Genomic DNA, 25080 nt, shown 5'->3' with positions numbered 1-25080 from the left:
GTCGCCCCATCACAATCGGACGGCACCGCGCGCTGAAATCTCAGCGAAGGCGGCTTCGCCTGAACCCATCAGAACGGTTCGGAATCGACACGCGCCCTCTGAACCAATTGCAGAAACCGCGACGGCTCGGTAGTGCGATCTCCGTATCGCGTTGGTCGGACCCCGGCACGGGTCAACAGCAGCACACGCGACGCTCGGGTAGCGGCCACGTAGAAGGTCTGCAATTCGGCCCGCTCAGCCTCGCTTGATGTCGCCCGGAAATCGGGGAATTGCCCATCGTTCATTGCGGTGACCGCCACGGCCTTGAACTCGCGTCCCTGAGCCTTGTGCACCGTCAGTACTCGAACGCCACTGCCAAGATCACGCCCGCGCGTCTCACGATCTACGTGCAGGCCAAAAGCGGTCCACGAGCGTGCGCGCACTGGCGTGACATCCGCGAACTCGGCCCAAGTGTCACAGAGAAGCGCCCGGTCCGCAGACCAACTGGCGAGCATGTCGCTGCCTTCGCTCTTTGCCAAGCGGCACATGTCCAAGGCCTCGACGAATTCCGCCGACGAATCGACGGTCAGAAGCGGTGCCAGTGCCTCGGCACCCACCACCCCTGCTCGTCGCAGTGGCTCGTCTGCCTCCGACGGTACCGCCCCCGATTCGCCCATGAGTTCCGCTGGCAACTCGATGCCAAAGTCTCTCCGTAGCTCGCCCGAGGCCGCGAGGCGGTGGCGGTCGCTCCTGTATCGCATCAAGAGGAACGCCACCTTCCCCAGACGAGAGGACATGTAGTCGTCGGCATTGTGTGCTCTGGCGACTGCATGGCCTCTGTCGGCCAGAGCATCGGATGCCGCGCTCAATGCGGCGGCGTGCCGACCGAGCACCGCAATCTGTTCGGGCAGCACCCGTCTGGATTCGCTGGCCATGACGGCCTCGACTGGCAGACCCTCGGTGAGCAACTCGTCTGCCCATTCCGCAATGAACTCTCCCTCCGCTCCCTCGTCTTTGAACTGGTGCACTTCCAAGACGCCGGTGGCGGCCTCGCCCGCGCCGCCTCTGCGGCCGCGAACGCTTCTGCCGAGTTCGCCCGCTACCACCGCTTCCAGGCAAGACAGTCGAAGCGAAGAGCGGAAGTTCTTCAAAAGCGTGACCCGTTCTGCGCCGAAATCGGCCTTGAAACTCTCCATGTGGCTGCTGTCGCCGCCAGCGAAGCCAGTAACGAGCTGGTTCGGGTCGCCGAGCAGCGTCGTTGGTATGTGTGGTGCACGGGATTCAGGCCGCCTGCCAATGAGGGCCACAAGAAACTCGTACTGCTGTTGGGTGAGGTTCTGTGCCTCGTCGACGAGCACCAGTCCATAGACGTTACGGAGCATCTCGGCGACAGCGCCGATATGGAGCAACTCAGTCGCCTTGGCAATCATCTCGTTGAAGTCGACCGCACCCCGATACGCCAGTGCGTCGCTCCATGCGGACAGGCGAGGGTGCGCCACGCCCTTCGCCCGTGCGAGATCGAGTTCGCGAAACAGATCCAGTCCTTCACCGGGCTGCCAGGACGCGTCGTACCCGGCGAACAACTCAGCGCGGTCCTCGTCTGTCGTGATGATCCCGAAGTCCGGTGGGAGACCGACATGGCTGCCGTGAGCGCTCAGGAGCGACTGCGCGAAGCCGTGAAGGGTCTCCGCTGTGACCCGTTCCATCGCGCTGCCGAGGGGATGCCGAAGCCGGGAAGTGAATTCCTCGGCTGCGCGCGTGGTGTAGGTGACGACCAACACGCGGGCATAACCGTTCGATTGATCGCGGACGAAGCGTTCGGCCTGCCGGACAAGCACTTCGGTCTTACCGGTGCCCGCCGGGGCGGTCACCACGAGCGCTGGCTCGGTCGAGTCCACGATCGCTTGCTGTTCTTCAGTCAAGTTGACAATGTCGGCGGCACTGCTCTGAAGGGCCGTCATGCCGCCCCCGCTTCTGGGTCCGAATCGCTGCTGAGCTTCGCCCGAAGAACGTCGGTCAGCTGCCGCAGCGGTTCGGGCCACCTGCTTCCATCGACATAGGGACTGCGCTCAATGAACGCCGACGCCAAAACCCCGCCGATGCTCCCCTTGAGCCCCTTCATGACTTCGAGAAGATCTTCGTCACGTTCTACCGATGCGTTCAGCAATCGACATGCATCAAAGCACGCCTCGGGGGCTGCACTGATCATCATGCGCTCAGTTGCCGCGCCCGTCTCCGGGCTCGACAAATCTGCTTGATCGGCGCTGCTCCACACCACTTCGGATGATTCGTCAAGCGTCCCATCGGCCGCCAAGGCTCTCACCGCTTGGCGTCCTGCAGCGTCGTTGTCGGCGAATACGACGACCGGGATTTCCACATGACGGGCGAATTTGACGACGGCTTGCACGACATCGGCGTTCATGCCCGCAGAGTCGATGACCGAAACACCGTGTGCCAGCGATCCCAGGGCATCCCGCAGCACCGGTGGCAAGAAGGCTCGCTCCGTCGCGCCATCACCGATTACGACCGCGCGAGCAAACAGAAGTTCACCGAATGGACGCTCCACCAAGCGCGTCAGCTTCTCCATCTCGCTTGCATAGAGACTCGGCTGCTTCGTCCGGAGAGCACCATGGTCACGTGACTCGGCAGGGCCGAAATCGACGGCCTGGTGAAGTCCAGCCCTGTCTCGTCGGACGAGCCGCAATGATTCCGGCGCCACTGACGCCGCGAGCAACGGGGAGTGCGTGGTCGCCACGACTTGCCGTCGCTCGGCCGAGAGCAGGCCCGCAACCTCGATGATCGCGTGCGGGTGAAGATGGGACTCCGGCTCCTCGACAAGCGTTACGGGATGTGGGCGAATGTCACCGCCGTCAACGCCCAAGGTCTGGCTGTAGAAAAGATCTTGAGCAAGCAGCGACGCCAAACTGCGAACTCCCGAACCGTGGAGCCTTGATGCCAGGGAATCCGCTCCACTGCCAAAACTCACGCCCACGGCTCGTGCCAACTCCTCGAGGGTCCGCGGCACGGGGTCGACGCAAACTTCGCCGAGCGCATCGACGTAACGATCCAGCAAACTCAATGATGTTCGGAGCGTCCGGAGTGTGTCGCTGTGTTGCAGAATGTCATCACCCAACCGCGCCAGCTCTCGTTCAAGCGCATCCCGCTGAGTCGAGGACACCTGAAGATCACTCAGAATCCGGCGGATGGCAGTCCCCCGCTGACGCAACTCGGCATCGAGATCGCGGCGCGTGTCCACGAGCTCGGCGTAGAGGAGCTCTCGGGCCGATCGCGGCAGCGATGTGCTTGTTTCATCCCAGCCGCCGGTGTTCGCGTCGTGACTCAGCAGGTTGGTTCGCGCTTGGGCGCCCCTGCCATCGCTGACCGACACGATCGTGGTGCGCCACGCAAAGCGCTGACGGGCAGGGCTGCTTGACGTCAAGGCAATCCCAACGCCGAGGAGTCGTTGAAGTTGCCCTGTGAATGTCTGCCCAGCTGGCTCAGGAGCGCCGTCGTGCTTTGCCTGCTGGCCATCGTCGGCACCCGGGGCAGACGGACGCGGCGCGATCACCACATCGATCTCGGCTGCTATGTCGAGGCCAACAGTGAGATCGTCCCGCTCAGCTGGAACTCCGCCGATGGCGACATGCAACGCCCGCAATATCCGCGATTTGCCGGCATTGTTGCGACCAACCAGCAACGTCAGCCCAGGACGTAGGTCCACTGCCAAGCGTTCGATGCCCCTGAAGTTGCGCAGCACGACGCGCTCTACGTAGATGTGCGCATGAGCGCTCCCGCCACTCGTACCAGCGGCCATGCGTCAAGGCTACGTTCCGCCGTCACTCAAGCTAACGAGCGCCGGGCACGTCGCTCACTCAGGCTTGGCTGAAACGGCGAGGCTGTCGGCGAGGGCTTGGATCTCGGCGAGGGCGGTTTCGAGGTCTTCGGCGATCTCGGCGGCGAGGACATCCGGCGGCGGCAGGTTGTCGGCGTCTTCGAGGCTCTCGTCTCGGAGCCAGAACAGGTCGAGGCTGACTTTGTCGCGGGCGATCAGCTCGTCGTAGGCGTAGCGCTTGAACCGCTCGGATTCCTGGCGGTTGTGGCGCGAGTCGGCCCGGTAGCAGGCGACGAAGTCGTCCAGGTCGGCTCTCGTGAGCGGGTTCTGCTTGAGCGTGAAGTGCTTGTTGGTGCGCAGGTCGTACACCCACAGCTCGCGGGTCCACGGATCCTCGGCACCCTCGCGACGGCGGAAGAACAAGACGTTGGCTTTCACGCCTTGGGCGTAGAAGATGCCGGTCGGCAGCCGCAGCAGGGTGTGGACTTCGCAGTCGTGCAGCAGCCGGCGACGGATCGTCTCGCCCGCACCCGCCTCGAACAGCACATTGTCAGGCACCACGACAGCCGCGTCGCCGCCGATCTTCAACAGGCTCACGACATGCTGAACGAAGTTGAGCTGCTTGTTGCGGGTCGTCGCCCAGAAGTCCTCCCGCTCGTAGCTATCCGACGACGACCGGCCGAACGGCGGGTTCGTCAACACCATGTCAAAGGGTCTGCCCGGAGAGTCCCGCAGGGCGTCGTCCACGACAATCGGAGAGTCGGACTCTGGGCTCTCGATGCCGTGCAGCAGCATGTTCATCGCACACAGACGCGCCGGCAGGTCAGCGATCTCCCACCCCGTGAACGCACCCGAGCGCAAGTGAGCGACCTGGCCGGGCTCCAGGCGTGGGAACCGCTCGACGATCGACCGGTACGCACCCAAGAAAAACCCGCCGGTGCCACACGCGGGGTCGCAGATGCGATGGTCAGGCCCGGGCTGCATCACGTCGACGATGGCGTTGATGAGCGACCGCGGCGTGAAGTACTGGCCCGCTCCCCTGGCGCCCTCCTGAGCGGTCTTCTCGATCAGGCCCTCATACGCATCGCCCTTGAGGTCGGCGTCGTAGCTCATCCACTCGTGCTGGTCGATGAACTCCTTGATGAGCTGTTCCAGCTTGGCGGGCGTCTGGATGCGGTTCCGAGCCTTGTGGAACACCACCCCGAGCATGTCCTCGCTCGTGCCCAGCGCCGACAGGCACTCGCTGTAGTGGTCTTCGAGCTCCGCGCCCGACCGGCTCAGCAGCGACTGCCAGTCGTGCTCGACAGGAACGATGCGGTCGCCTCCGAGCATCACGTACTGCTCGTCGGCCATCTTCAAGAACAGCAGATACGTGAGCTGCTCGAGGTAGTCGCCGTAGGACAGGCCGTCGTCTCGCAGCACGTCGCAGAAGTCCCACAGCTTCTGCACCATCACCTTCGGATCGTGTGCGGTCACCAGATCACGCTATGGCATCTTCGTTCGGGTTCCCAAGGCCCCCAACACCACCACGAATTCAGTGAGCGCCGAACGCGACTACCGGCGAGCACTCACACCGACTTCGTCGCCCTGCGAGCTGTGCCGTGGTATGTCAACTTCATCCCGACTGGGTTCGTCGTCGTCCCGAATGCACTCGGATGGGGCATGGGTTGGCTCACCGCTCGCTCGCCGAGGCGGGTGCGCTGGCTGCTGGCTGAGAATCGAACGCCAACTGCGTGGGATCACCTGTTCGAGCAGCGAGCGATCGGACTGCTGCGGTGCAGGCTGCGATCCGGACGATGGGTGGGCGGCCTCTACATCGAGCACGAACCGGTGACGTCGTACGCGGCGACCGACGAGGATGATCGCGATCTGTACCTCGCCAGAACAATCCTGCTCGATCAGGAAACCGCCGCGCCGGTGTTGCGAGACGGAGTGCCCTTGGAAACGAGCGGCGGAATACTGCTTCAGCGCAGCGATATCGAATCACTAGAGTTCATTCCACTGGAGGAACTCGCAAGCGCAGGAGTCGATGATGAGCCGTGACAGGCGCACCGACAGGAGACTCTCCTCACGCAGGCGTACTGCCAGCCGAGACGGCTATACACCCATCGGCACTGCCGGCCCCGAAGACATACCTCAGGGGGCATTTCAACCGCCGCCTGCGCCGAGCGATTCCGATCTTCCGACACGCAGATCCGACCACAGCTAGGCCAGCACCCGAACGTGCTGGCACGCATGCCTGGCTGTTCGCCTCCGGTCCGGCGCGGATGCCGGGCGTCCTTCCCCATTGGGCATCTGCCTCCCGGGCACTGCTTCACGCCCGCACCTCAAAGAACCGCTTGAAGTCTGAGGTGTCGACAGTGCTTTCCGACGATCAACGCGCGCGATGGGCGTGCTCCATGTTCAGGAAGCCCGCTTGATGGTGCAGACTTCATTCTCATTCGAAGTTCCAGTCGATGTACTGGCCGCTGGCAACGTGCAGGATCACCCCTCCGCTCCTGATTCACCCTGGGACGTTCCTGTAGATGTCAAGTGCGGGTCTTGAGGGTGGCGAGGTCGGCTCGCAGGGGGAATCAACGAGCCCACAAACGACACCTCGCCAACCGCGTCATCCGCCGCATGCGGCGCGACGAACAAGCCCGACAACAGGCTCACCCACTCGCCGCTTGACACGGGAGCATCCGACAGTCCTGACAGCCCCGGCTTGCCTCGACAGCACGGCTCGTCGCCGGGGCGAGAAAACCCCTGCTGTCTTCGAGGTGTGAAGTGCAACAGTTTCTTGCGTCGGATGCGGCTTCGGCAGCGAACTCTAGGAGTGGTGTGACGCAGGCCTCGCGGATCGAACCGGTGGATGCGGACGGACCGCTCTACGAACAAGTCGTTGAACTCGGTGACGCCAACAGCGCAACGCTCGGGCACTTGCCGTACGCGGTTTTCGAAGAGGCAGCCGAGTCGGGCTGCCTTCTGGCCGCTGCGAGAGACGGTGAAGTAGTCGGGTACGCGTTGTTTGCGCTGCGGTCCCGGCGTCACGAAGTATCGCTGACGCATCTCTGCGTCCGAGACAGCGAGCGGGGTCAGGGCACCGCTCGCAGCCTGGTCGAGGAGATCGCCCGGAGACACGCAGCTCGCCGGGGCATTCGACTTCGATGCAGGATCGACTATCCCGCGCACCACATGTGGCCTCAACTCGGCTTCGAGCAGTGGGGCCGACGACCAGGCCGCAGCCACGCCGGGCACGAACTCGCAACTTGGTGGCGGCCGCTGGCCGATTTGTCGCTTTTCGACTCGGTCGTGCAGCTCCCCGATACGGAGACGGTCGACGATCGCTTGGTGGCGGCGCTTGACACCAACATCGTTCTTGACTTGCTGGAGGGACGAAATCGGGACGCCTCACTCGGACTCGCGGCCGATTGGATGCACGATCACGCCCAGCTCGTCGTCACAGCGCAAGTGAACAGTGAGCTTCGTTCAGGCAAGGGCAGCGCTGTGGCGGCACGGCCGAGCACCGGGCGACCTGAGTTCAACGAACTTGGCACCGACGACGATGCGGTCAACGAGTCATTCGCGACACTGCGCGCTGCTGACGAGCTGTCTGCGAACCGAGACAGCGATCTGCGGATCGTCGCCGAGACAGCTGCGGGCGGGGCGACACATCTCATCAGCCGGGACGAAGCCCTGCTGAGGTCAGCGGGGACCATCCAACGCCTCACCGGGGTAACGGTGGTGCGGCCGGCGGATTATCTGCTGGCGATGCAAGCCGATTCGTCTCCAGCGTTCGAGCCGGAGTTCATCAAGACTTCGGCATTCGCCGTGCAGCGATCCGCCAGCCTGCCGACCAGCGAAATGCTTGCCCGCTTCGCCGTCCAAGCACAGAGCGAGCGTTCTTGGGGCCTGCGTGAGCGTCTCGCTGGCACCGTTGCCCATCCGGACGGTCGCATCGAAGAAGTGACAGCGTCGGGCATCCCATGGGTGCTCGTCGCGCACCATCCCATCGGGAATTCGCTGCGCGTCAGCGTCCTGCGGTCGCTCGGTGACCACAGGGCCTACAGCTTGCTGCGCCAACTCATTCACACGCTGCGGCGACGCGCCGTCGAGGCCGGCGCAACACGCATCGAGATCATCGACGATGTCGCCCACGGAGTCAGCCGTGCGCTGCTCGACGAAGGCTTCGCCGTCCGCGACGGCATCTGGCATGCTGAGGTGGCACTGCGGGTGATCGGATGCGACGACCCGCTTCCAGCAGAGCTCGGCTCAGCCGAGGTTGCGGAAGCAACGCTGCCCATACCGCTGATCAGCCGAATGGAGCTGGAACGCTGGCCGTTCAAGCTGTTCACCGGCGCGGTACCTTGCCACATTGTGCCCATCAAGCCCAGCTACGGCGAGACCCTGCTCGGGTACCGAGATGCCCAGATGAAACTCATCGAGACGGCGCCCGAGGCCGCCACCGCACGAGAAAACGCTTACTACATGGCTCGGCGACCCGGGCTACAGGCACCGGCACGGATCGCGTGGTTGGTGACCGGAGGTGGACCGAGCGCCGGTGTGCGGGCGATGTCGTGGCTCGACGAGGTGGACACCGGAACGCCGCAACGACTGCACAGCAAGTACGCACGCCGTGGGGTTTTCGACCTTCAACAGGTACGTGAGAGCGCAACCCGCAACCCTGACGGCTCATCGACGGCCACAGTCCTGCTCTTCGGTCGAACAGATGTCTTCGACGAAACCGTCAGTGCCGGGCGTGCCCGCGAGCTGTGCCCCGACGACATCTGGGAGCAAGGGTTCGGCGTGACCACCAGAACCGTCAGCGAACGTACCGCCGAAGCGCTGTATCGGGAAGGCATGGGCCTTCCCCGCCAGACAAACAATGGCTGAACCCAGGCTTGACCCGACTCGTGCGCTGGTGCTCTCGCTGAAGCCGCGATTCGCTGAAGCAATCCTGAACGGCACCAAAACACTCGAGTTGCGCCGCGTCATGCCCCGCATCACAATCCCGACGCTCGCGCTGCTGTATGCGACAGGACCAGCACGTTCGCTTGTCGGCACCTGCATCGTCCACAGCGTCATCCGTCTCCCCGTCGACGAACTCTGGCAACGCCACGGAACCAAGACCGCACTCTCAAGACCCGAATTCGATGCCTATCTCTCAGGCCGAAGCGAAGGAGTGGCGCTCTTTCTCAAGCAGCCCAACAGACTTCCCGCGCCGATCCCGCTGCAAGCGCTCCGCCTCGCCGACAACTTCCGCCCCCCACAGAGCCTCGCCTACGTCGACCCTGGCCGACGCGAACGCCTCGTGACAGCCCTGCAATAGCCCCAAACGACGCCCGGCAGCATCGGCCCCGATTTCTGTTCCCGCCGGGGTTTCGTGGGCCGAATGGTGCAACTCGTTCGCCGCCGCCGTGTCCTCGAAGCTTGACGACGACTGGTCCCTCGCCGCACTGGAAACCACGCTCGCCGCCGGATGCCCCGAATGGCTCGGACACGACACCATTGAACGCCTCACAGAAATAGCAACGTCCAGGCCAGCCACGGCCACAACGCTCGCCCATCGAATGCTCGAAAACGCCGCCAACGAATGGGACCACGCCACTTGGGAAGACCCGATCCGCTCGCTCCTGAACGCAACGATGGACGCCCACGATGACGAGACCCGCAACTACCGCGAAGCGATCATCGATCACTACGTCACGCGCGGCTACTACGACTTCAAGAACCTCGTCCAGAAACTGATCCCATCTAGCCCTGACACGACCGGGCCTGTCATATTTTTTGTGTATCCGGCTGTGGTGGTTTTCATCGGATGTGGTCGGCGATCCGGTCGCCGTAGTGGACGGTCAGTGTGTTCAGGATGGCTTTCCAGCCGTTGGTCTTGCCGGTGAGGTTGGTTCGGTTCTTGCGTCGGGCTGTGGCGATGAGGTAGAGGACTTTCATCGCTGCTTGTTCGTTGGGGAAGTGCCCTCGATGGCGCACTGCCCGCCTGAATCTGGCGTTGAGGCTTTCTATGGCGTTTGTGGTGTACACGACTCTGCGCAGCTCGGCGGGGAACTCCAGGAACGGCACGAACTCGTCCCAGGAGTTGCGCCACGAACCGATCATCGCGGGGTAGGTGCCCTCCCAGTCGTCGGCGAACTGGGCGAACCGCGTCTGGGCGGCCTCGACGGTCGCTGAGGTGTAGATCTCGCGCATCGCTTTGGTGATGGGGCTCCAGTGCTTGGGGGACGCGTACCGCAGGCTGTTGGGGACCATGTGCACGACGCAGACTTCTGTTGTCAACCTTTTGGCGGGGACCGGGCTGTGCGGGGGCGCGCTGGCGGGGCCGGCGTTGTGTCGGCGGGAGCCGGATTGGTGTTGGGCGGCCGGTTCAGCGTGGCGTGTCGGGTCGGTGGATCGCGGGGTCGTAGAGGGTGCGATCTTGCCAGCAGCGCCACAGGACGCGCAGCCAGCTCGACGCTACGGCACGCAGGGCGGTGTGCTTGGTGGCGCCGCGTTCGCAGGCTTTGGCGTAGCGGGCTGCTGAGACGGGGTCAATGCGCTTGAGGGTGTAGGCCCAGCTGGTGGTGGCGGCTCGCAGTCGGCGGTTGCAGGCCCGCCGGACCCGCACGCGTTGGATCTTGCCTGATGACAGCGTGACCGGCGCGGCGCCTGCCTCGGCGAGCAGTGCCTGTGCTGTGGGGTAGCGGCCGCGGTCCTCGCCGATCTCTGAGATGAGCTCGGCTGCGGTGACGCGGCCCACGGCGGGGAAGCTGTCGATGATCCGATGGTCGGGGTGGTCGGCGAGTAGTGCGCCGATGCGCCGGTTGCAGGACCGGATCTGGTGGTTCAGCAGTTCGAGCTGGTCGGCCAGCGCCAGGGCTGCGTAGCTGTGCCCGGCGACGCTGCCGGGTGCTGCGCACAGCAGATTGGCGCGCAGCCGCTCGGCGAGCACACCGGCCGGGACCCGGCCCGAGTAGCCGATGCGACTGCAGAAACCGGCCATGCGGTTGTCGCCGACCCGGCCTGCGGCCTCTGGGGTCGGGTAGCCGCGCAAGAACGCGATCGTGGCGTCGCGGTCGACGCTGGAGAACAGCGCGGTCACCGCAGGGTGATAGGCGACCAAGGTCTCTCGAAGCTGCGCCTCGACAGCGATCTGGCTGTCCACGCACTGACGGCGGTGCCGCGTCACCGCCCGCAGCTCGGCTTGCAGCGCGGACTCCGCAGCCAGGGGCCGCCACTTCCAGCCGTCGGTGCGCATCAGATCAGCCAGCACGAACGCGTCGAAGCGGTCGCTCTTGCGAACCGCGGCCTGGTGGCGTTCACGAGCAGCAGCCGAAACCCTTGGACTCACCGCGAACACCGCGAAGCCCTCACTGAGGAGCCGCTCGACGAGCAGCCCCTCGCTTCGCTCGACCGCGACCCCCACGAGCCCGTCGTGATCTCCCAGCAAAGCGACGAGACCGTCGACGCCCGCCCGGTCATGGGCGAAACGCCGGTTGACCAGCTCCCGCCCCAAGTCATCGACGACTGCGGCCTGGTGATAAGCCCCGCCCCAGTCGATACCGGCAAATGCTGTCATATGTCGTCCTCCGTCGAGGTCAGCTCACCCGTCTCGACAGACCGCCACCGTCACTCGTTTCGGCGCTCGCAGCGCAACTCCTGATTGCAGTTCGAGGCCCGTCATCGACGAAAGGAACAGGTCTGCGTCCGGACCTCCTGGGTCGGTCTGCACTGGTTCTCTTCCGCCGACGCGGATGACACCCCGAACCCTTCGGGGCCTACCCATAATGAACTAACGATGTCTGAACCGTCGCTTCGGGCCAGGTCGCCCGGATCGCCGAGGGCAGGCCCTTGAGTCCGTCGCAGCACACGAACCGACGCGTCGGCGAGACCCCGGTTTCGCAGCTCGGTCAGCATCGTCGCCCACTGCTTGGCGCCCTCGCCGCCCGACGGGCCCAGCCACATGCCCAAAACGTCGCGTTCGCCTTGAAGATCCACGCCGATAGCGACATACACAGGCCTGTTGGCGACCTGGGAGTCAAGGGCCTTGACGACGATCGCGTCGAACCCAGCACCGCGTAGACCGGGTCGAGCGGTGCGGTTCTGCCACACCGCCATGTCGGCCACGATCCCCTCGGTGATCTACCGGGATCGTCTCCCGGCTCACCGAGGTGTCATAGATCTCGGCCAGATGGTCCTGGATCTCGCCGGTCGTGAGCCCCTTCGCATAGAGGCTGATCACGTTGCCCGACAGGCCGTCCAGCCGGCGGCGGTGCTTGGGCACCGTCACCGGGCAGAACGTCCCGGCACGGTCACGAGGCACCCGAAGGTCGACCTCGCCGATCTCGGTGGTGACCGTCTTGGGGGTCGACCCGTTGCGCGAGTTGCCCGACCCGCGGCCCGCAACGGCGTGACGCTCATAGCCCAGATGCTCGCTCATCTCGACCTCGAGGCCGATCCGGAGCACTTGACGCACCAGCCCCGTCAAAAGACCGCCGTCGCCGGTCAGCTCCACGCCCTCAGCGCGTGCCTGGGCCACCAAAAGCTCGGCCCAGTCGGTCATCGCCGTCTCGCCGACGGCCTCTCCCGCCGGCACAGCCGGCATATTCTGATCAGCCGCAGACATGATCCTTCCCGGCCCACAGCCCATCGCTGCGGACCCTCAGACCACGCCGTTTACACAAAATTCTTGACAGGCCCTGACGACCCGCTTGCCAGCGGATAAGCCAGCACGTCGCCCGCTCGCTAGCGGTTGCGGTCTGGCCGAGCGAGTCGTTCTCGTGTCCATGATCGTGAACATGCGCAAGCAGTACGGTTGCCCGTCATGTGGAGGAAGTTCGTCCTGGGTGCCCTGATCGCACTCGTTGGTGCCGTGAGCGGAGTCCTGGCGGTCAATGCGTGGGACAAGTGGCGGACTGGCGGCGATGCTCCTGTCCGCACTGTTGCTACTCCCGCAGTTTCCTCCGCTCCTGTGACACTTCGCCAACCAGACCCTCCCAGCGGAAGCGTCGATGGTCAAGTCACGACTACGGGCCGTCAAGAAGCGTTCACTGCCCCTGCTGACGACTCTCGCGAGGAGTCACTTCGCCGTCAACAGTCAGCGGCCTACATCGCAACGGCCTCAGACACCGTCCCTACGCTGCATCCGCAGGTTCAGGCGCAGGGCACGGCGATTGTCCAGTCCATCGTCAACAAGCACACTGACTCGTGGATGTGGTTGGGACCAGCGCTGGATGCCGCCCAGTTCAGCTTCTTTGAGGACCTCCCTGACAGCTGCGCGAACGCCCTTGGCTGTTACAACTATCGCACGGGCGAAGCGTGGCTCAGTTTGGACGCGCTACGACTTGAGCACGATTCGTATAGCCCTTATGAGGGTCCAAGTACCAGCGACATCGTTTTGCACGAACTTGCTCACGCGTACACGCGCTCCACTCCGCAAGGCAGCCACCTCCTGAGTCGTTTCGTCACCCACTACGCCGGGTGTCGCAGTGACCGCGACGGCCTCAGCACGGATCGGCTGGCGGCGGAACTACTGGCCGACACGATGGCGATCGCGGCTCACCGAGCAACTGAAAATCCGTCAGGACTGACAGTCTCATTTCTGCGCAACACGCCACCCCTGGCAGAACTCGACTACGGATACTTCCGTACAGGAGGATTCGACGGCTGCCTCGCCGACTCAAGCAGCCCTGATCCGGCACTCATCAGCGCGATCTACGCTGCCGCGTTTGACTGTGAGTCGGAACACGCGCTTGACGTCTTCGAGGCCTATCAGGGTCCCTACGTGTTGACCGGGCCATCTGACAACTCGCGCAACATTCTCAATACCTGCTACGGAGTCGAATGCGATGCTGGCAATGGTTGCGAAGGATGGTCGGAGTCTGACGCACGACAGAGGGCAGCGAGCGAGACCATTCAACATCGCACATGTGCCGACGGAATCGTCACGATGCCCGGACTCGGAGTGAGGGAGGGTTGGGAACCCTCCTGCGAGCGCTCCTACCTGTCGGCAAACGCCGAGTGCCTCGTGGATTTGAGCGGCAACGAAGTGGACTTGGACTACGAGCACACCATCTTCGCGGGCGAATTCAACGAAGCCGGCGTCTGTTTGGGACTGTGGTGCAGGGATCAGACCGAGACATTCGCCATGCTCGACGGGGCCTGTCGATCCGAGCGCTAAGGAGCCGCGCTGGTAGGTGAGCCTTCTCGTCGTACCGCCCGTTGCTGCCCGCTGTTGTTCGCTTCGCTCACGGGCCGCTCTGGCCACGGCTACGCCTACCGACTCGCCTCCTAAGAGGCCGCGCGGATAGGCGACCATCCACCAGTCGTCGGGTTGGACCCGCTGTGATGCGGGCTGCGTTCCTGTCCGACAGACCCTTTCATGTGCAAGACGCGGTAAGAAGAAGCGCCTACCAGCGAGAACGAATCACCCGCTGCCGCCCACCATCACGCCGAGCACTTGATCCACGCTCAACGGAAGTGCCATCGGCGGCAATAGGTCGCAGATAGAACACTCGTCATCGCAGCGTCCGTCACTCAGATCGGCAGGTCTGTCCAGCCCCGTCACTGGATTGATCAGCTTGGCGAGGACGGTGCAATGCGCACACCACGCCAAGCACTCTCCGTTCGCCTGCCCTTCCGCGACCGCCGTCTGGCCGCACCGGCAGCCGTGGGCGCAACAATGAACTCCGTTTGGCACAAAGCGTCCCATTGACAGCCCCATTGGCGTAGCCCACATCTCGCCCGTCGGCTGCTCAAGCCGAGGATCCGGCACCCATTCCAGTTCGGTCATGAACGCAGCATAGATTGGGGCCTACTGCAGGATGGGGAAACAGCCCCATAGGTCCCGCCGCATGGCGCGCTGGCGCAGACCTGCTCCCAACCCCTCGCGGCGGCGTTGTTCCCGAAGCGCATGTCCCCCCCATCTGGGCGCGGCGGGGGCGCGACTCGCTCACGACGCTTCGGCATGCGTTCGCAATGACCTCAGAGGATCGGAGGTGGGAGGCGGCCGCCGTGGGTGATCTCGTGGGGTCCGGCCAGCCGACGGGCCAACTCAGGGTCCGCATGAACCTCGGCGGTGGCCTTCCACGCACCCACAAGCAGAGCAACAGGCTCGAACACATCGATCGACGCTGATGCCAGAAGTTCCTTGGTCAATTCCTCTGCGAACAATTCACGTTCTTCGCGAGGCAAGTACTGCACCCACGGGTACACGTCACCCAAAGCTGTGGCGAGCGGGACAGGGCTGTGTGCCGCCAAGTTTCGCAGCAAGCGAGCGAGCGCGTTGAATGTCTCCGTTCGAGACTCGTCGCGGTCGACGCGGCACAGCCGAAGCGCCGGGGCGTTCCTTCGACGAAGCACAACATCATGCTCCGCGAGCTCCGCAACGACTTCCTTCGGGTGACGCAGGAAATCGGAGAACGAGCGCTCAACCGCCTGCATGCCGCGACTATATCTGAATTAGTTCAGATATAGTCGGCTGATTGCAGACTGCCGTCCGACTGCAGACTATGGAGGGGCTTGTCAGGCCCTCTCCCCGACGAGAGAGGCGAACTCGTCCGGCGGGCTGTAGAGGGCCAACCACTCATGGAAGCCTGGACGGACTCGCTGAGACCTCCAGGCTGCAACACGTCGCGAATCCGGAACACGGCGATGTCGATTGAGTCACGGTCGCGCCGCAAGCGCGCCCCCCGAGCTGCTGTTGACCTCAACCCACGCGCCGCAAGGCGGGCAGATCCAGTGCACCAACTCCAGCAACTGTTCTCGGTCGCACGTCAAGTCGCGCTGATGGATCGGCTCGTGATGTGCAATGCGATTGCGCAGGAAATGCAGGCGCTGCACACGATCCTCCACGCCCGCACGGACTCGGTGGGGATCGGGCGCATCGGGGTGCTCAGGAAACGCGGCTGCGACCGCAGGCACCCATAGCGAGGTCGCGAAGATCGGACGGCAGAGGTACCGCCAGAATCCAAACGTAAATTCAGCGATTACCTTCCCATGGACCGGCTCGCTCTTGCCCTTGGGAGTTCCTCGGTCGACTGCAGACGCGATGGACTCACGTGCTTTCTTGGCCTTCTGGTTCTTGAAGAGGTGCTTCTGCTGGTACCAAGGTTGGTACCAGCCCCGCGCGCTACCAAGTGCGCCAAGCGCCCGATCCACCGCGTTGCGGAAGACGACCTCAAGCCGGGCGAGATCGGCGTACATAGCGCTCGATACAGCAACGTTCCAGTCGTACAGTCTGATCGCCGCCTCAAGATCCCCGCCGACAGCTGAAACGTACGACGCGAGTCGATCATCGGTAAGTCGCGCCGCAATGACGTCGTGGTCGATGATGGCTGCTTGCGCCGCAGATTGATGCGCCCTAGAATCCATCTTGAAAGCCCCGGAAACGTCCCTGCCTCGGCAAACGTCCGGGGTTACGCCTTTTCAAGGACTCTTGCCAGCATGGCACCAACGCTTTTCGCGTCGGCGGCGCGCTAGGGCTGGACCTTGAGCTCGATCTCTACGCCGGCGGGCAGGTCGAGCCGCTGGAGCGAATCGACCGTCTTGTCGGTGGGATCGATCACGTCGATCAGGCGCTTGTGGATGCGCATCTCGAAGTGCTCGCGCGAGTCCTTGTCTTTGTGGGGGGACCGCACGACCGTGTACCGATGCTTCTCGGTCGGCAGCGGCACGGGCCCGCGAACCTTGGCATTGGTACGCAGCACCGTCTCGGTGATCTTCTGCGCCGACTGGTCCACGATCTCGTGGTCGTAGGCCTTGAGCCGCATACGGATCCGAGGTGCTGCCATCTGAGTGCCTGACTGTTCGCTTGAGAACCGGGTTACTGGACGATCTTGGTGACCCGGCCGGCGCCCACAGTACGCCCACCCTCACGGATGGCGAAGCGCAAGCCCTCGTCCATCGCGATCGGGTTGATCAGCTCGACGGTCATCTCGGTGTTGTCGCCCGGCATGCACATCTCGGTGCCGTCAGGCAGCTCGACCACGCCGGTGATATCGGTGGTGCGGAAGTAGAACTGCGGCCGGTAGTTCGAGAAGAACGGCTTGTGGCGGCCGCCCTCGTCCTTGTTCAGCACGTAGACCTGAGCCTCGAACCTGGTGTGCGGCGTGATCGCTCCCTTGCGGGTGCAGACCTGGCCACGCTCGACGTCTTCCTTGCCGGTGCCTCGCAGCAGCAGCCCGACGTTGTCGCCTGCCTGGCCTTCGTCGAGAATCTTGCGGAACATCTCGACGCCGGTCACGGTAGTGGTCTGCGTGTCGCGGATGCCGACGATCTCGATTTCCTCGCCGGTGTTGATGACGCCCTGCTCGATCTTGCCGGTCACCACGGTGCCGCGGCCGGTGATCGAGAAGACATCCTCGATCGGCATCAGGAACGGACGGTCGGTGTCGCGCACGGGCTCGGGCACGTACTCATCGACGGCGTTCATCAGCTCGACGACCTGCTCGGCGGCAGCCGCATCACCCTCGAGGGCATTCAGGGCCGAGACGCGCACCACCGGGACGTCGTCGCCGGGGAACTCGTACTCGCTGAGCAGCTCGCGTACCTCGAGCTCGACGAGCTCGAGCAGCTCCTCGTCGTCGACCATGTCGACCTTGTTCAGCGCGACCACGATGTAGGGCACGCCGACCTGGCGGGCCAGCAGCACGTGCTCACGGGTCTGTGGCATTGGGCCGTCGGCAGCGGACACGACCAAGATGGCCCCGTCCACCTGGGCGGCGCCGGTGATCATGTTCTTGATGTAGTCGGCGTGGCCGGGCATATCGACGTGTGCGTAGTGACGGTTCGCCGTCTCGTACTCGACGTGCGCGATGGAGATCGTGATGCCACGCTCACGCTCTTCGGGTGCCTTGTCGATCTCGTCGAAGGCCGTCGCCTGGCCGCCGACCTTTTCGGACAGCACGCGCGTGATGGCAGCCGTCAGTGTCGTCTTGCCGTGGTCGATGTGTCCCATCGTGCCCACGTTGACGTGAGGCTTGGTCCGCTCGAATCGCTCTTTTGCCATGTCGTACCCGCCTTTCGGGGTTCTGCTCGCCTATCGGGGGAGAGTGAGGTGCAGGGATGTAACTGCTTCTTGGTTTCTTCGCTGTTCTGAACGGTGTGAGGCTAGGGATGCCGTGGCCCCAAACCAAATGACTTGTCACCGGCGCCAGATGCGCCCGCCCCAGGCGGGCTGGGTCATTCGCCGCGGATGCGCTTGATGATCTCCTCAGCGATGGTGCGCGGCACTTGTTCGTAGTTGTCGAACTGCATGCTGTAGGTGGCTCGGCCCTGGGTGCGCGACCGCAGGTCGTTGGCGTAGCCGAACATCTCCGACAGCGGCACCTTGGCATCGATCACCTGGTTCACGCCACGCAGTTCCATCTGCCCGACTCGGCCGCGCCGTGAATTGAGGTCGCCGATGACGTCGCCCATGTAGTCCTCGGGCGTGACGACCTCCACCGACATGACCGGCTCGAGCAGAACCGGCCGTGCCAGCCTGGCCGCATCGCGCATGGCCATCGTGCCGGCGATCTTGAACGCCATCTCCGAGGAGTCGACATCGTGATGGTTGCCGTCGATCAGATCGACGGACACGTCCACCAGCGGGAAACCTGCCAGCGGGCCGTTCTCCAGCGACGACTGCAAACCCGCATCGACCGAGCTGATGTACTCGCGCGGGATCACACCGCCCCGGATGCTGTCCTCGAAGACGTATCCCTCGCCGGGCTCCGACGGGCGCACGTTGATGACCACCACGGCGTACTGGCCCGAGCCGCCGGTCTGCTTGATGTGCCGGTACTCGAACTTGTTCACCGGCGCCGTGATCGTCTCGCGGTAGGCCACCTGCGGCTTGCCGATCGAGGCGTCCACTTTGAACTCGCGCAGCATGCGGTCGACCAGCACTTCGAGGTGCAGCTCGCCCATGCCCGAGATCACGGTCTGGCCGGTCTCGTCGTCGGTTTTGACCTGGAAGGTGGGATCTTCCTCGCTGAGGGCCGTGAGCGCCCTGCCCAGCTTGTCCTGGTCGCCCTTGGACTTGGGCTCGACAGCGACGTGCACGACCGGGTCGGGGAAGTCGAGCTGTTCGAGCACGATCGACTTGGACGAATCGCACAGCGTGTCGCCGGTGCGGGTGTTCTTGAGGCCGATGCCGGCGACGATGTCGCCGGTCGCGATGTCTTCACGGTCTTCGCGGTTGTTGGCGTGCATCTGCAGGATGCGCCCGATGCGCTCGCGATTGCCCGTCGTGGTGTTGAGCACCTGGCCGCCACGCTCGAACCGGCCGCTGTACACCCGGAAGTAGGTCAGCTTGCCGACGTGAGGGTCGGTCATGATCTTGAACGCCAGCGCCGAGAACGGCTCGTCGTCGCTGGGCTTGCGCTCCAGCTCTTCCTTGCCATTGGTGGAGCTACCCGTGATCGCAGGGATGTCCACCGGCGCCGGCAGGTACATCGTCACGGCGTCGAGCAGCGGTTGCACGCCTTTGTTCTTGAAGGCGCTGCCGGTGAGCACCGGCACGATCTGGCCGTCGAGCGTGCCCCGCCTGACTGCCCGCCGGATCGTGTCGGCATCGACGTCGTCGCCTTCGAGGTAAGCCAGCATGATGTCTTCGTCGACATCGGCGAGCCGCTCGAGCAGCATGCTGCGGTACTCGGCGGCTCGGTCGGCGAGATCGGCAGGGATGTCGACGATGTCGTAGGTGGCGCCGAGATCGTCGCCCTTCCACACCACTGCGTTCATCTCGACCAGGTCGACGACACCCTCAAAATCGGCTTCGAGCCCGATTGGCAACTGCAGCACGGCAGTGTTCGGCGTCAGCCGATCCTCGATGCTCGCCAGCGAACCGAAGAAGGACGCACCGGTGCGGTCCAGCTTGTTGATGAAGCACATGCGCGGCACGCCGTACCGGTCGGCCTGCCGCCACACAGTCTCGGTCTGCGGTTCCACGCCCGCAACGCCGTCGAACACCGCGACGGCGCCATCGAGCACGCGCAGCGAACGCTCCACCTCGACGGTGAAGTCAACGTGGCCTGGCGTATCGATGATGTTGATGACGTGGTCGTTCCAGTGGCAGGTGGTGGCAGCGGAGGTAATGGTGATGCCCCGCTCCTGCTCCTGCTCCATCCAGTCCATCGTGGCGGCGCCGTCGTGGACCTCGCCGATCTTGTAGTTGACACCGGTGTAGTACAGGATCCGCTCGGTCACCGTGGTCTTGCCCGCGTCGATGTGGGCCATGATCCCGATGTTGCGGACGCGATCGAGAGGTTGCGTTCGAGCCATTTCAGCGTTGTCCCATTGATCAGATATCCCGATCAGCTCACCAGTGATCGGTTACCAGCGGTAGTGGGCGAAGGCCTTGTTGGCCTCTGCCATGCGGTGCGTGTCTTCGCGCCGCTTGGCAGCCGAGCCGGTGCCGTTGGAGGCATCCATCAGCTCGTTCGCGAGACGTTCCGACATGGTGCGCTCGCGGCGTTCGCGGGAGAAGCCCACGATCCACCGGATCGCCAACGCAGTGGCGCGGCGGGGGCGCACTTCGACGGGCACCTGGTAGGTGGCGCCGCCGACGCGGCGGCTCTTCACCTCGACTTGCGGTCGGGTGTTGTCGACCGCTCGCTTCAGGATCTCGAGCGGCTCGCCACCGGTTCGCTCTCCCACGGCGTCCATCGCCTGGTACACGATGCGCTCGGCCACCGAACGCTTGCCGCGCCGCAGCACCTTGTTGATGAACTGGGTGACCAGCGTGGAGTCGTACACCGGGTCGGGAGCGATGTCGCGGCGTGGCGCGGCGCCTCGGCGGGGCATCTCAGGACTCCCGCTTGGCGCCGTAGCGCGAGCGAGCCTGCTGGCGGGCATTCACGCCCGACGCGTCCAGCGCGCCACGGATGATCTTGTAACGGACACCGGGAAGGTCCTTGACCCGCCCGCCACGAACCAGGACGATGCTGTGCTCTTGCAGGTTGTGGCCCTCGCCCGGGATGTAGGCGGTCACCTCGACGCCGCTGGTGAGGCGCACGCGGGCAACCTTGCGCAGCGCGGAGTTCGGCTTCTTCGGCGTGTGCGTGTAGACGCGTGTGCATACCCCGCGCCGCTGGGGCGAGCCCTTCAACGCAGGCGTGCGCACCTTCGTCGGCTTGGACTTTCGGCCCTTGCGGACCAGTTGCTGGATCGTGGGCACCAGTACCTCGGGGAGTAGGGGACCCCAGTGAGTCGGGGCTGTCAGCGGGACAGATTGATGAACAGGAGTCGGCAGATCTGCGCAATGCCCCACCGGCGGCGCGCCGAAACCGGCTTTGAAGGCTAGGCAGCGCGCCCCTGCACGACAACCGTTCGCGTCGCACGAGCCGCAGGGCGCAGCGGCACCTCAGCCGGCGTCGGTGATCGGCGCCACGTTGGGGTCGAGGCCTGCGGGGTCCGCATCCGGATCACCGCCGATCGAGGCAAGCCAAGCGGCCGGGTCCTGGGAGTCTTCGGACGACCAGAACTCCATCGGCTCGTACTCGGGGGCGATCGTGTCGATGTTGCGGTACACGTCCTGGCCGGTGCCCGCAGGGATGAGCTTGCCGATGATGATGTTCTCCTTGAGGCCCTTCAAACCGTCGCGGCGCGACTCAATGGCAGCCTCGGTCAGCACGCGAGTCGTCTCCTGGAAGGAGGCAGCCGACAGCCATGACTCGGTGGCGAGCGATGCCTTGGTGATGCCCATGATGATCGGGCGGCCCTCAGCAGGCCGGCTGCTCTGCGCCACCAGCTCGCGGTTGGCTTCACGGTAGATCCGCTGGTCGACCTGTTCGCCGGGCAGGAACGGCGAATCGCCCTGATCGCCCACGAGCACTCGCCGAGTCATCTGGCGGATGATCAGCTCGATGTGCTTGTCGTGGATCGACACACCCTGCTCGCGGTACACCCTCTGGACCTCGGAGACGAGGTACTGCTGGGTCTCGCGCACGCCGCGGATCTCGATGAGCTCCTTGGGGTCGCGCGGACCGTCCACCAGCGGATCGCCGGCACGGATGTCCTGACCGTCGATGACCGCGAGCCGAGAAATGGACGGGACCGTGTAGGTGTCTTCGGAGCCGTCATCGCCGATGACGTCGATCTGGCGTCCCCGACCGTCGTCCTCGCCGATGCGCACCACTCCGGATCGCCGAGCCAGAACGGCCTTGCCGCGCGGCGTGCGCGCTTCGAACAGCTCCACAACACGCGGCAGACCGCCGGCGATGTTCTCGCCGCCGATGACACCGCCGGTGTGGAACGTCCGCATGGTCAGCTGCGTGCCGGGCTCGCCGATGGACTGAGCGGCGATGACGCCGACGGCCTCGCCGACTTCGATGAGCTTGCCGGTCGCGAGCGATCCGCCGTAAGCCATCGCCGACACGCCGAATTCGGAGTCGTCGGTGAGCGGGGACAGCACACGAACCCGCGTGACGTCAGGGTCGTCGCGCAGCGCGATCAGCTCGTCCTCGCCGACGAGCCTGCCGGCCTCGAGCACAGTGCCGTCACTGAGCGTGACCTCCGCCGCGAGGCAGCGGCTGAACAGCCTCGTATCGAGGTGGGTGCGCTTGTCTGGGCTGTCCGCGGAGACGTCCTCGATCCACAGCCCGTTCACCGGACCGGGGCGCTCAAAGGGGTTCTCGCTGTTGATGATGAGCTCCTGGGCCACATCGACGAGGCGGCGGGTCAGGTAGCCCGAGTCGGCGGTACGCAGCGCCGTGTCGACGAGGCCCTTGCGGGCGCCGGGCGTCGAGATGAAGTACTCCAGCGTCGCCAGGCCTTCGCGATACGACGACTTGATGGGGCGCGGGATGATGTCGCCGCGAGGGTTGGCGACCAGCCCGCGGATGGCGGCAATCTGGCGCACCTGCATCATGTTCCCGCGTGCGCCGGAGCCGACCATCATGCCGATCGGATTGAAGGTGGTGCGGGCCATTTCGGCTTCGAGCGAGCGACGCACCTCGTCGGTGGCGTCGGTCCAGATCTCCACTTCCTTCTGGCGCCGCTCACCGTCGGTGATGATGCCGCGCCGGAACTGAGTCTCGACTCGCTCCGCCTCGCCTTCGTGGCGTTCGAGGATCTCCGCCTTGTCGGGCGGGGTGCTCACGTCGGCAACGGAGATCGTCAGACCCGAGCGGCTGGCGTAGGCGTAGCAGAGGTCCTTGACATGGTCGAGGCTGACAGCAATGTCGCTGGCGGCGTAGTTGTCGGACAGCGCGCGCACGATGCGGCCCATGTCGCCCTTGCGCACGGGATGGTTCACATACTCGAAGTCGTCGGGCAGCGCAGCGTTGAACAGCGCCCGGCCCGGTGTCGTCCGCAGGTAACCGCCATTGCCGTCGCTGAGCTGCGGGATGCGCCATTCGATGCGCTGGTGCAGCTTGAGCTGGTCGAGATCGAGCGAGCGCTCGATCTGGTGCAGGTGCCGGAAGACGGGTACCTCAGCGTCGGGATCGGCGGAGTCGCCGTCAGAGGCGCTCGACTCGGTGAGGTAGTAGCTGCCGATCAGCATGTCCAGATTGGGCACGGTCATCGGACGGCCGTCGGCGGGGCTCAAGATGTTGTTGGCCGACAGCATCAGCACCCGTGCTTCTGCTTGGGCCTCTGAGGACAGCGGCAGGTGCACGGCCATCTGGTCGCCGTCGAAGTCGGCGTTGAAGGCGGCACACACCAGCGGGTGGATCTGAATCGCCTTGCCCTCCACGAGCAGCGGCTCGAAGGCCTGGATGCCCAGCCGGTGCAGCGTGGGCGCCCGGTTCAGCAGCACCGGGTGCTCCTTGATGACGTCTTCGAGCACGTCCCAGACATCCGCGCGTCGTCGCTCCACCATCCGCTTGGCCGACTTGATGTTCTGCGCGATCTCGGAATCGACCAGCCGCTTCATGACGAAGGGCTTGAACAGCTCAAGCGCCATCAGCTTGGGCAGCCCGCACTGGTGCAAGCGCAGCGTGGGTCCTGCGACGATGACGGAGCGACCCGAGTAGTCCACGCGCTTGCCGAGCAGGTTCTGGCGGAAGCGCCCCTGCTTGCCCTTGAGCATGTCCGACAGTGATTTCAGGGCCCGGTTGCCGGGACCTGTCACAGGACGGCCCCTTCGGCCGTTATCGAAGAGCGCATCCACCGCTTCTTGCAGCATGCGCTTCTCGTTGTTGACGATGATCTCGGGCGCCCGAAGGTCGAGCAGGCGCTTCAGGCGGTTGTTGCGGTTGATCACCCGGCGGTACAGATCGTTGAGATCCGATGTCGCGAAGCGGCCGCCGTCGAGCTGCACCATCGGCCGCAGGTCGGGCGGGATGCACGGCACGGCGTCGAGAATCATCGCCCGCGGATCGTTGATGCGGCGCCCGTGGGGGTCCCGCCGGTTGAACGCACTCAGGATCTTGAGACGCTTGATCGCCTTCTGCTTGCGCTGGGCCGACAGCGGTCGGCGCCCGTCGGACGCCTCGATGGCGGCACGCAGCTCTGCTTCCTCGACGTCGAAGTCCATGTTGGCCATGAGCTGCGCTATCGCCTCGGCGCCCATGCCGCCTTCGAAGTACTGGCCGTAGCGATCCTCCAGCTCACGCCAGAGATCTTCGTCGTCGATGATCATCCGCTCGTGCAGGTCGCGAAGCGCCGTGAAGGCACGCTCGACGAGGTCCTTCTCTTCGTTGACTTCTTCGTCGATGGCCTCGAGATCCTTGTCGGCCTCGCGCTGGGCCGACCGCAGCTCGCGCTCCTTGGCGTCCTCGGCCTCCAGCGAGGCGAGCTCTTTTTCGAGCTCGACGAATCGTTCTGCACGGCGCTCGGCGAGCTCCTCGTCGATGACGGCGAGCTCCTCGGCCTTCTCGGCCTCGAGCCGAGGCAGATCGGCGTGCAGCTTCTCGCTCTCCACCTTGGTGACGAGATTCGCGGCGAAGTAGATGACGCGTTCGAGCGCCTTGGCCTTGAGCTCCTGGCGGGGATCGAGGCCGGTCAAGAAGTACGCCAGCCACGACCGGGTGCCGCGCAGGTACCAGATGTGCACCACCGGCGCGGCCAGTTCGATGTGGCCCATGCGCTCGCGCCGCACCTTGGAGCGGGTGACCTCCACCCCGCAGCGCTCGCAGATGATGCCCTTGAACCGGACGCGCTTGTACTTGCCGCAACCGCATTCCCAGTCCTTGGTGGGACCGAAGATCTTCTCGCAGAACAAGCCGTCCTTTTCGGGCTTGAGCGTGCGGTAGTTGATGGTCTCGGGCTTGCGGACCTCGCCGTTGGACCAGGTACGGATGGCGTCCGCGGTCGCCAGGCCGATCCGGATGTCAGAGAAGTCGTTGACGTCGATCATGAGTTATGTCCGG

Annotated in this window: 18 protein-coding genes and 2 pseudogenes; 4 read left to right on the top strand and 16 right to left on the bottom strand. The window is 64.6% G+C overall.

All coding sequences use genetic code 11. The annotated features are described in order from the left end of the window. Positions 1–68 precede the first annotated feature (68 nt). Genes ACOGJB_RS13025 through ACOGJB_RS13015 form a run of 3 tightly spaced genes read right to left on the bottom strand, consistent with a single transcriptional unit; the run spans position 69 to position 5263 of the window. A complete protein-coding gene (locus ACOGJB_RS13025) occupies positions 69–1940 on the bottom strand; it encodes a UvrD-helicase domain-containing protein (RefSeq protein WP_419837532.1) in 1872 nt (623 codons plus the stop codon). Then, positions 1937–3793 (bottom strand): ATP-dependent nuclease, encoded by a 1857-nt coding sequence (locus ACOGJB_RS13020; RefSeq protein ID WP_419837531.1) that lies wholly within the window; start codon positions 3791–3793, stop codon positions 1937–1939. The genes ACOGJB_RS13025 and ACOGJB_RS13020 overlap by 4 nt, the downstream gene beginning before the upstream one ends. Positions 3794–3847: 54 nt before the next feature. Next, the gene (locus tag ACOGJB_RS13015; protein ID WP_419840741.1) at positions 3848–5263 is read right to left on the bottom strand and encodes an N-6 DNA methylase; all 1416 of its coding nucleotides are present in this window, start codon (positions 5261–5263) and stop codon (positions 3848–3850) included. A 12-nt stretch (positions 5264–5275) separates the two neighbouring features. Between ACOGJB_RS13015 and ACOGJB_RS13010 the strand changes: the two genes are divergently transcribed. The 3 genes from ACOGJB_RS13010 to ACOGJB_RS13000 all read left to right on the top strand — a co-directional run bounded on the left by ACOGJB_RS13010 (position 5276) and on the right by ACOGJB_RS13000 (position 9119). Further along, the gene (locus ACOGJB_RS13010; protein WP_419837530.1) at positions 5276–5854 is read left to right on the top strand and encodes a DUF6338 family protein; all 579 of its coding nucleotides are present in this window, start codon (positions 5276–5278) and stop codon (positions 5852–5854) included. A gap of 777 nt (positions 5855–6631) precedes the next feature. Next, positions 6632–8683: a GNAT family N-acetyltransferase gene (locus ACOGJB_RS13005; RefSeq protein ID WP_419837529.1), complete on the top strand. Its 2052-nt coding sequence runs from the start codon at positions 6632–6634 to the stop codon at positions 8681–8683. Continuing rightward, positions 8676–9119 (top strand): ASCH domain-containing protein, encoded by a 444-nt coding sequence (locus ACOGJB_RS13000; protein WP_419837528.1) that lies wholly within the window; start codon positions 8676–8678, stop codon positions 9117–9119. Before ACOGJB_RS13005 ends, ACOGJB_RS13000 begins: the two co-directional genes overlap by 8 nt. 482 nt (positions 9120–9601) lie before the next feature. Here the strand turns inward: ACOGJB_RS13000 and ACOGJB_RS12995 are convergent. The 5 genes and pseudogenes from ACOGJB_RS12995 to ACOGJB_RS12975 form a co-directional block, all read right to left on the bottom strand. Further along, positions 9602–10072, bottom strand: a pseudogene (locus ACOGJB_RS12995) (transposase); the annotation flags it as partial. A 97-nt stretch (positions 10073–10169) separates the two neighbouring features. Next, positions 10170–11360 (bottom strand): IS110 family transposase, encoded by a 1191-nt coding sequence (locus ACOGJB_RS12990; RefSeq protein ID WP_419837527.1) that lies wholly within the window; start codon positions 11358–11360, stop codon positions 10170–10172. Between the two features lie 199 nt (positions 11361–11559). Next, complete coding sequence (locus tag ACOGJB_RS12985; RefSeq protein ID WP_419840734.1) at positions 11560–11652, bottom strand: transposase; 93 nt, start codon at positions 11650–11652, stop codon at positions 11560–11562. A 67-nt stretch (positions 11653–11719) separates the two neighbouring features. Next, positions 11720–11899 (bottom strand): annotated as a pseudogene (locus tag ACOGJB_RS12980) (transposase); the annotation flags it as partial. Beyond that, entirely contained in the window at positions 11820–12407 is a 588-nt protein-coding gene (locus ACOGJB_RS12975) for a transposase (RefSeq protein ID WP_419837526.1), read from the bottom strand. The gene ACOGJB_RS12975 and the pseudogene ACOGJB_RS12980, both read right to left, overlap by 80 nt. A gap of 585 nt (positions 12408–12992) precedes the next feature. On the opposite strand from ACOGJB_RS12975, the gene ACOGJB_RS12970 reads away from it, so the two are divergent. Continuing rightward, positions 12993–13961 (top strand): hypothetical protein, encoded by a 969-nt coding sequence (locus ACOGJB_RS12970; RefSeq protein ID WP_419837525.1) that lies wholly within the window; start codon positions 12993–12995, stop codon positions 13959–13961. 803 nt (positions 13962–14764) lie between these two features. Here the strand turns inward: ACOGJB_RS12970 and ACOGJB_RS12965 are convergent. The 8 genes from ACOGJB_RS12965 to ACOGJB_RS12930 all read right to left on the bottom strand — a co-directional run bounded on the left by ACOGJB_RS12965 (position 14765) and on the right by ACOGJB_RS12930 (position 25067). Next, positions 14765–15223, bottom strand: a complete 459-nt coding sequence (locus ACOGJB_RS12965) for a hypothetical protein (RefSeq protein WP_419837524.1) — start codon at positions 15221–15223, stop codon at positions 14765–14767. A gap of 222 nt (positions 15224–15445) precedes the next feature. Further along, positions 15446–16153, bottom strand: a complete 708-nt coding sequence (locus tag ACOGJB_RS12960) for a hypothetical protein (RefSeq protein WP_419837523.1) — start codon at positions 16151–16153, stop codon at positions 15446–15448. A gap of 104 nt (positions 16154–16257) precedes the next feature. Further along, positions 16258–16572, bottom strand: coding sequence for a 30S ribosomal protein S10 (gene rpsJ / locus ACOGJB_RS12955; protein ID WP_323671069.1), 315 nt, complete (start codon positions 16570–16572; stop codon positions 16258–16260). Between the two features lie 32 nt (positions 16573–16604). Beyond that, the gene (tuf, locus tag ACOGJB_RS12950; RefSeq protein ID WP_419837522.1) at positions 16605–17789 is read right to left on the bottom strand and encodes an elongation factor Tu; all 1185 of its coding nucleotides are present in this window, start codon (positions 17787–17789) and stop codon (positions 16605–16607) included. Between the two features lie 173 nt (positions 17790–17962). Continuing rightward, a complete protein-coding gene (gene fusA / locus ACOGJB_RS12945) occupies positions 17963–20047 on the bottom strand; it encodes an elongation factor G (RefSeq protein ID WP_419837521.1) in 2085 nt (694 codons plus the stop codon). A gap of 51 nt (positions 20048–20098) precedes the next feature. Then, on the bottom strand, positions 20099–20569 hold the full coding sequence (gene rpsG / locus ACOGJB_RS12940; RefSeq protein WP_419837520.1) for a 30S ribosomal protein S7: 471 nt from the start codon (positions 20567–20569) through the stop codon (positions 20099–20101). Between the two features lies 1 nt (position 20570). Beyond that, positions 20571–20942, bottom strand: a complete 372-nt coding sequence (gene rpsL / locus ACOGJB_RS12935; protein WP_419837519.1) for a 30S ribosomal protein S12 — start codon at positions 20940–20942, stop codon at positions 20571–20573. Between the two features lie 186 nt (positions 20943–21128). Beyond that, a complete protein-coding gene (locus ACOGJB_RS12930; RefSeq protein ID WP_419837518.1) occupies positions 21129–25067 on the bottom strand; it encodes a DNA-directed RNA polymerase subunit beta' in 3939 nt (1312 codons plus the stop codon). Positions 25068–25080: the final 13 nt, after the last annotated feature.

Origin of the sequence: Candidatus Poriferisodalis sp. (genome assembly GCF_965208895.1) — a bacterium.
GTDB lineage: Bacteria > Actinomycetota > Acidimicrobiia > Acidimicrobiales > Poriferisodalaceae > Poriferisodalis.
The sequence above is the reverse complement of the archived record's forward strand: the minus strand, read 5'-3'. Positions and strand labels throughout refer to the sequence as shown.

Bases quoted from the DNA above. Each gene is read 5' to 3' on its own strand.
- ACOGJB_RS12965 (WP_419837524.1), bottom strand. From the start codon at position 15,223: ATGCAGGCGGTTGAGCGCTCGTTCTCCGATTTCCTGCGTCACCCGAAG.
- ACOGJB_RS12990 (WP_419837527.1), bottom strand. From the start codon at position 11,360: ATGACAGCATTTGCCGGTATCGACTGGGGCGGGGCTTATCACCAGGCC.
- ACOGJB_RS13025 (WP_419837532.1), bottom strand. From the start codon at position 1,940: ATGACGGCCCTTCAGAGCAGTGCCGCCGACATTGTCAACTTGACTGAA.
- rpsJ (WP_323671069.1), bottom strand. From the start codon at position 16,572: ATGGCAGCACCTCGGATCCGTATGCGGCTCAAGGCCTACGACCACGAG.
- rpsG (WP_419837520.1), bottom strand. From the start codon at position 20,569: ATGCCCCGCCGAGGCGCCGCGCCACGCCGCGACATCGCTCCCGACCCG.
- ACOGJB_RS12960 (WP_419837523.1), bottom strand. From the start codon at position 16,153: ATGGATTCTAGGGCGCATCAATCTGCGGCGCAAGCAGCCATCATCGAC.
- ACOGJB_RS13000 (WP_419837528.1), top strand. From the start codon at position 8,676: ATGGCTGAACCCAGGCTTGACCCGACTCGTGCGCTGGTGCTCTCGCTG.
- tuf (WP_419837522.1), bottom strand. From the start codon at position 17,789: ATGGCAAAAGAGCGATTCGAGCGGACCAAGCCTCACGTCAACGTGGGC.
- ACOGJB_RS12970 (WP_419837525.1), top strand. From the start codon at position 12,993: ATGTGGTTGGGACCAGCGCTGGATGCCGCCCAGTTCAGCTTCTTTGAG.
- ACOGJB_RS13015 (WP_419840741.1), bottom strand. From the start codon at position 5,263: ATGGTGCAGAAGCTGTGGGACTTCTGCGACGTGCTGCGAGACGACGGC.
- ACOGJB_RS12930 (WP_419837518.1), bottom strand. From the start codon at position 25,067: ATGATCGACGTCAACGACTTCTCTGACATCCGGATCGGCCTGGCGACC.
- ACOGJB_RS13020 (WP_419837531.1), bottom strand. From the start codon at position 3,793: ATGGCCGCTGGTACGAGTGGCGGGAGCGCTCATGCGCACATCTACGTA.
- fusA (WP_419837521.1), bottom strand. From the start codon at position 20,047: ATGGCTCGAACGCAACCTCTCGATCGCGTCCGCAACATCGGGATCATG.
- ACOGJB_RS12975 (WP_419837526.1), bottom strand. From the start codon at position 12,407: ATGTCTGCGGCTGATCAGAATATGCCGGCTGTGCCGGCGGGAGAGGCC.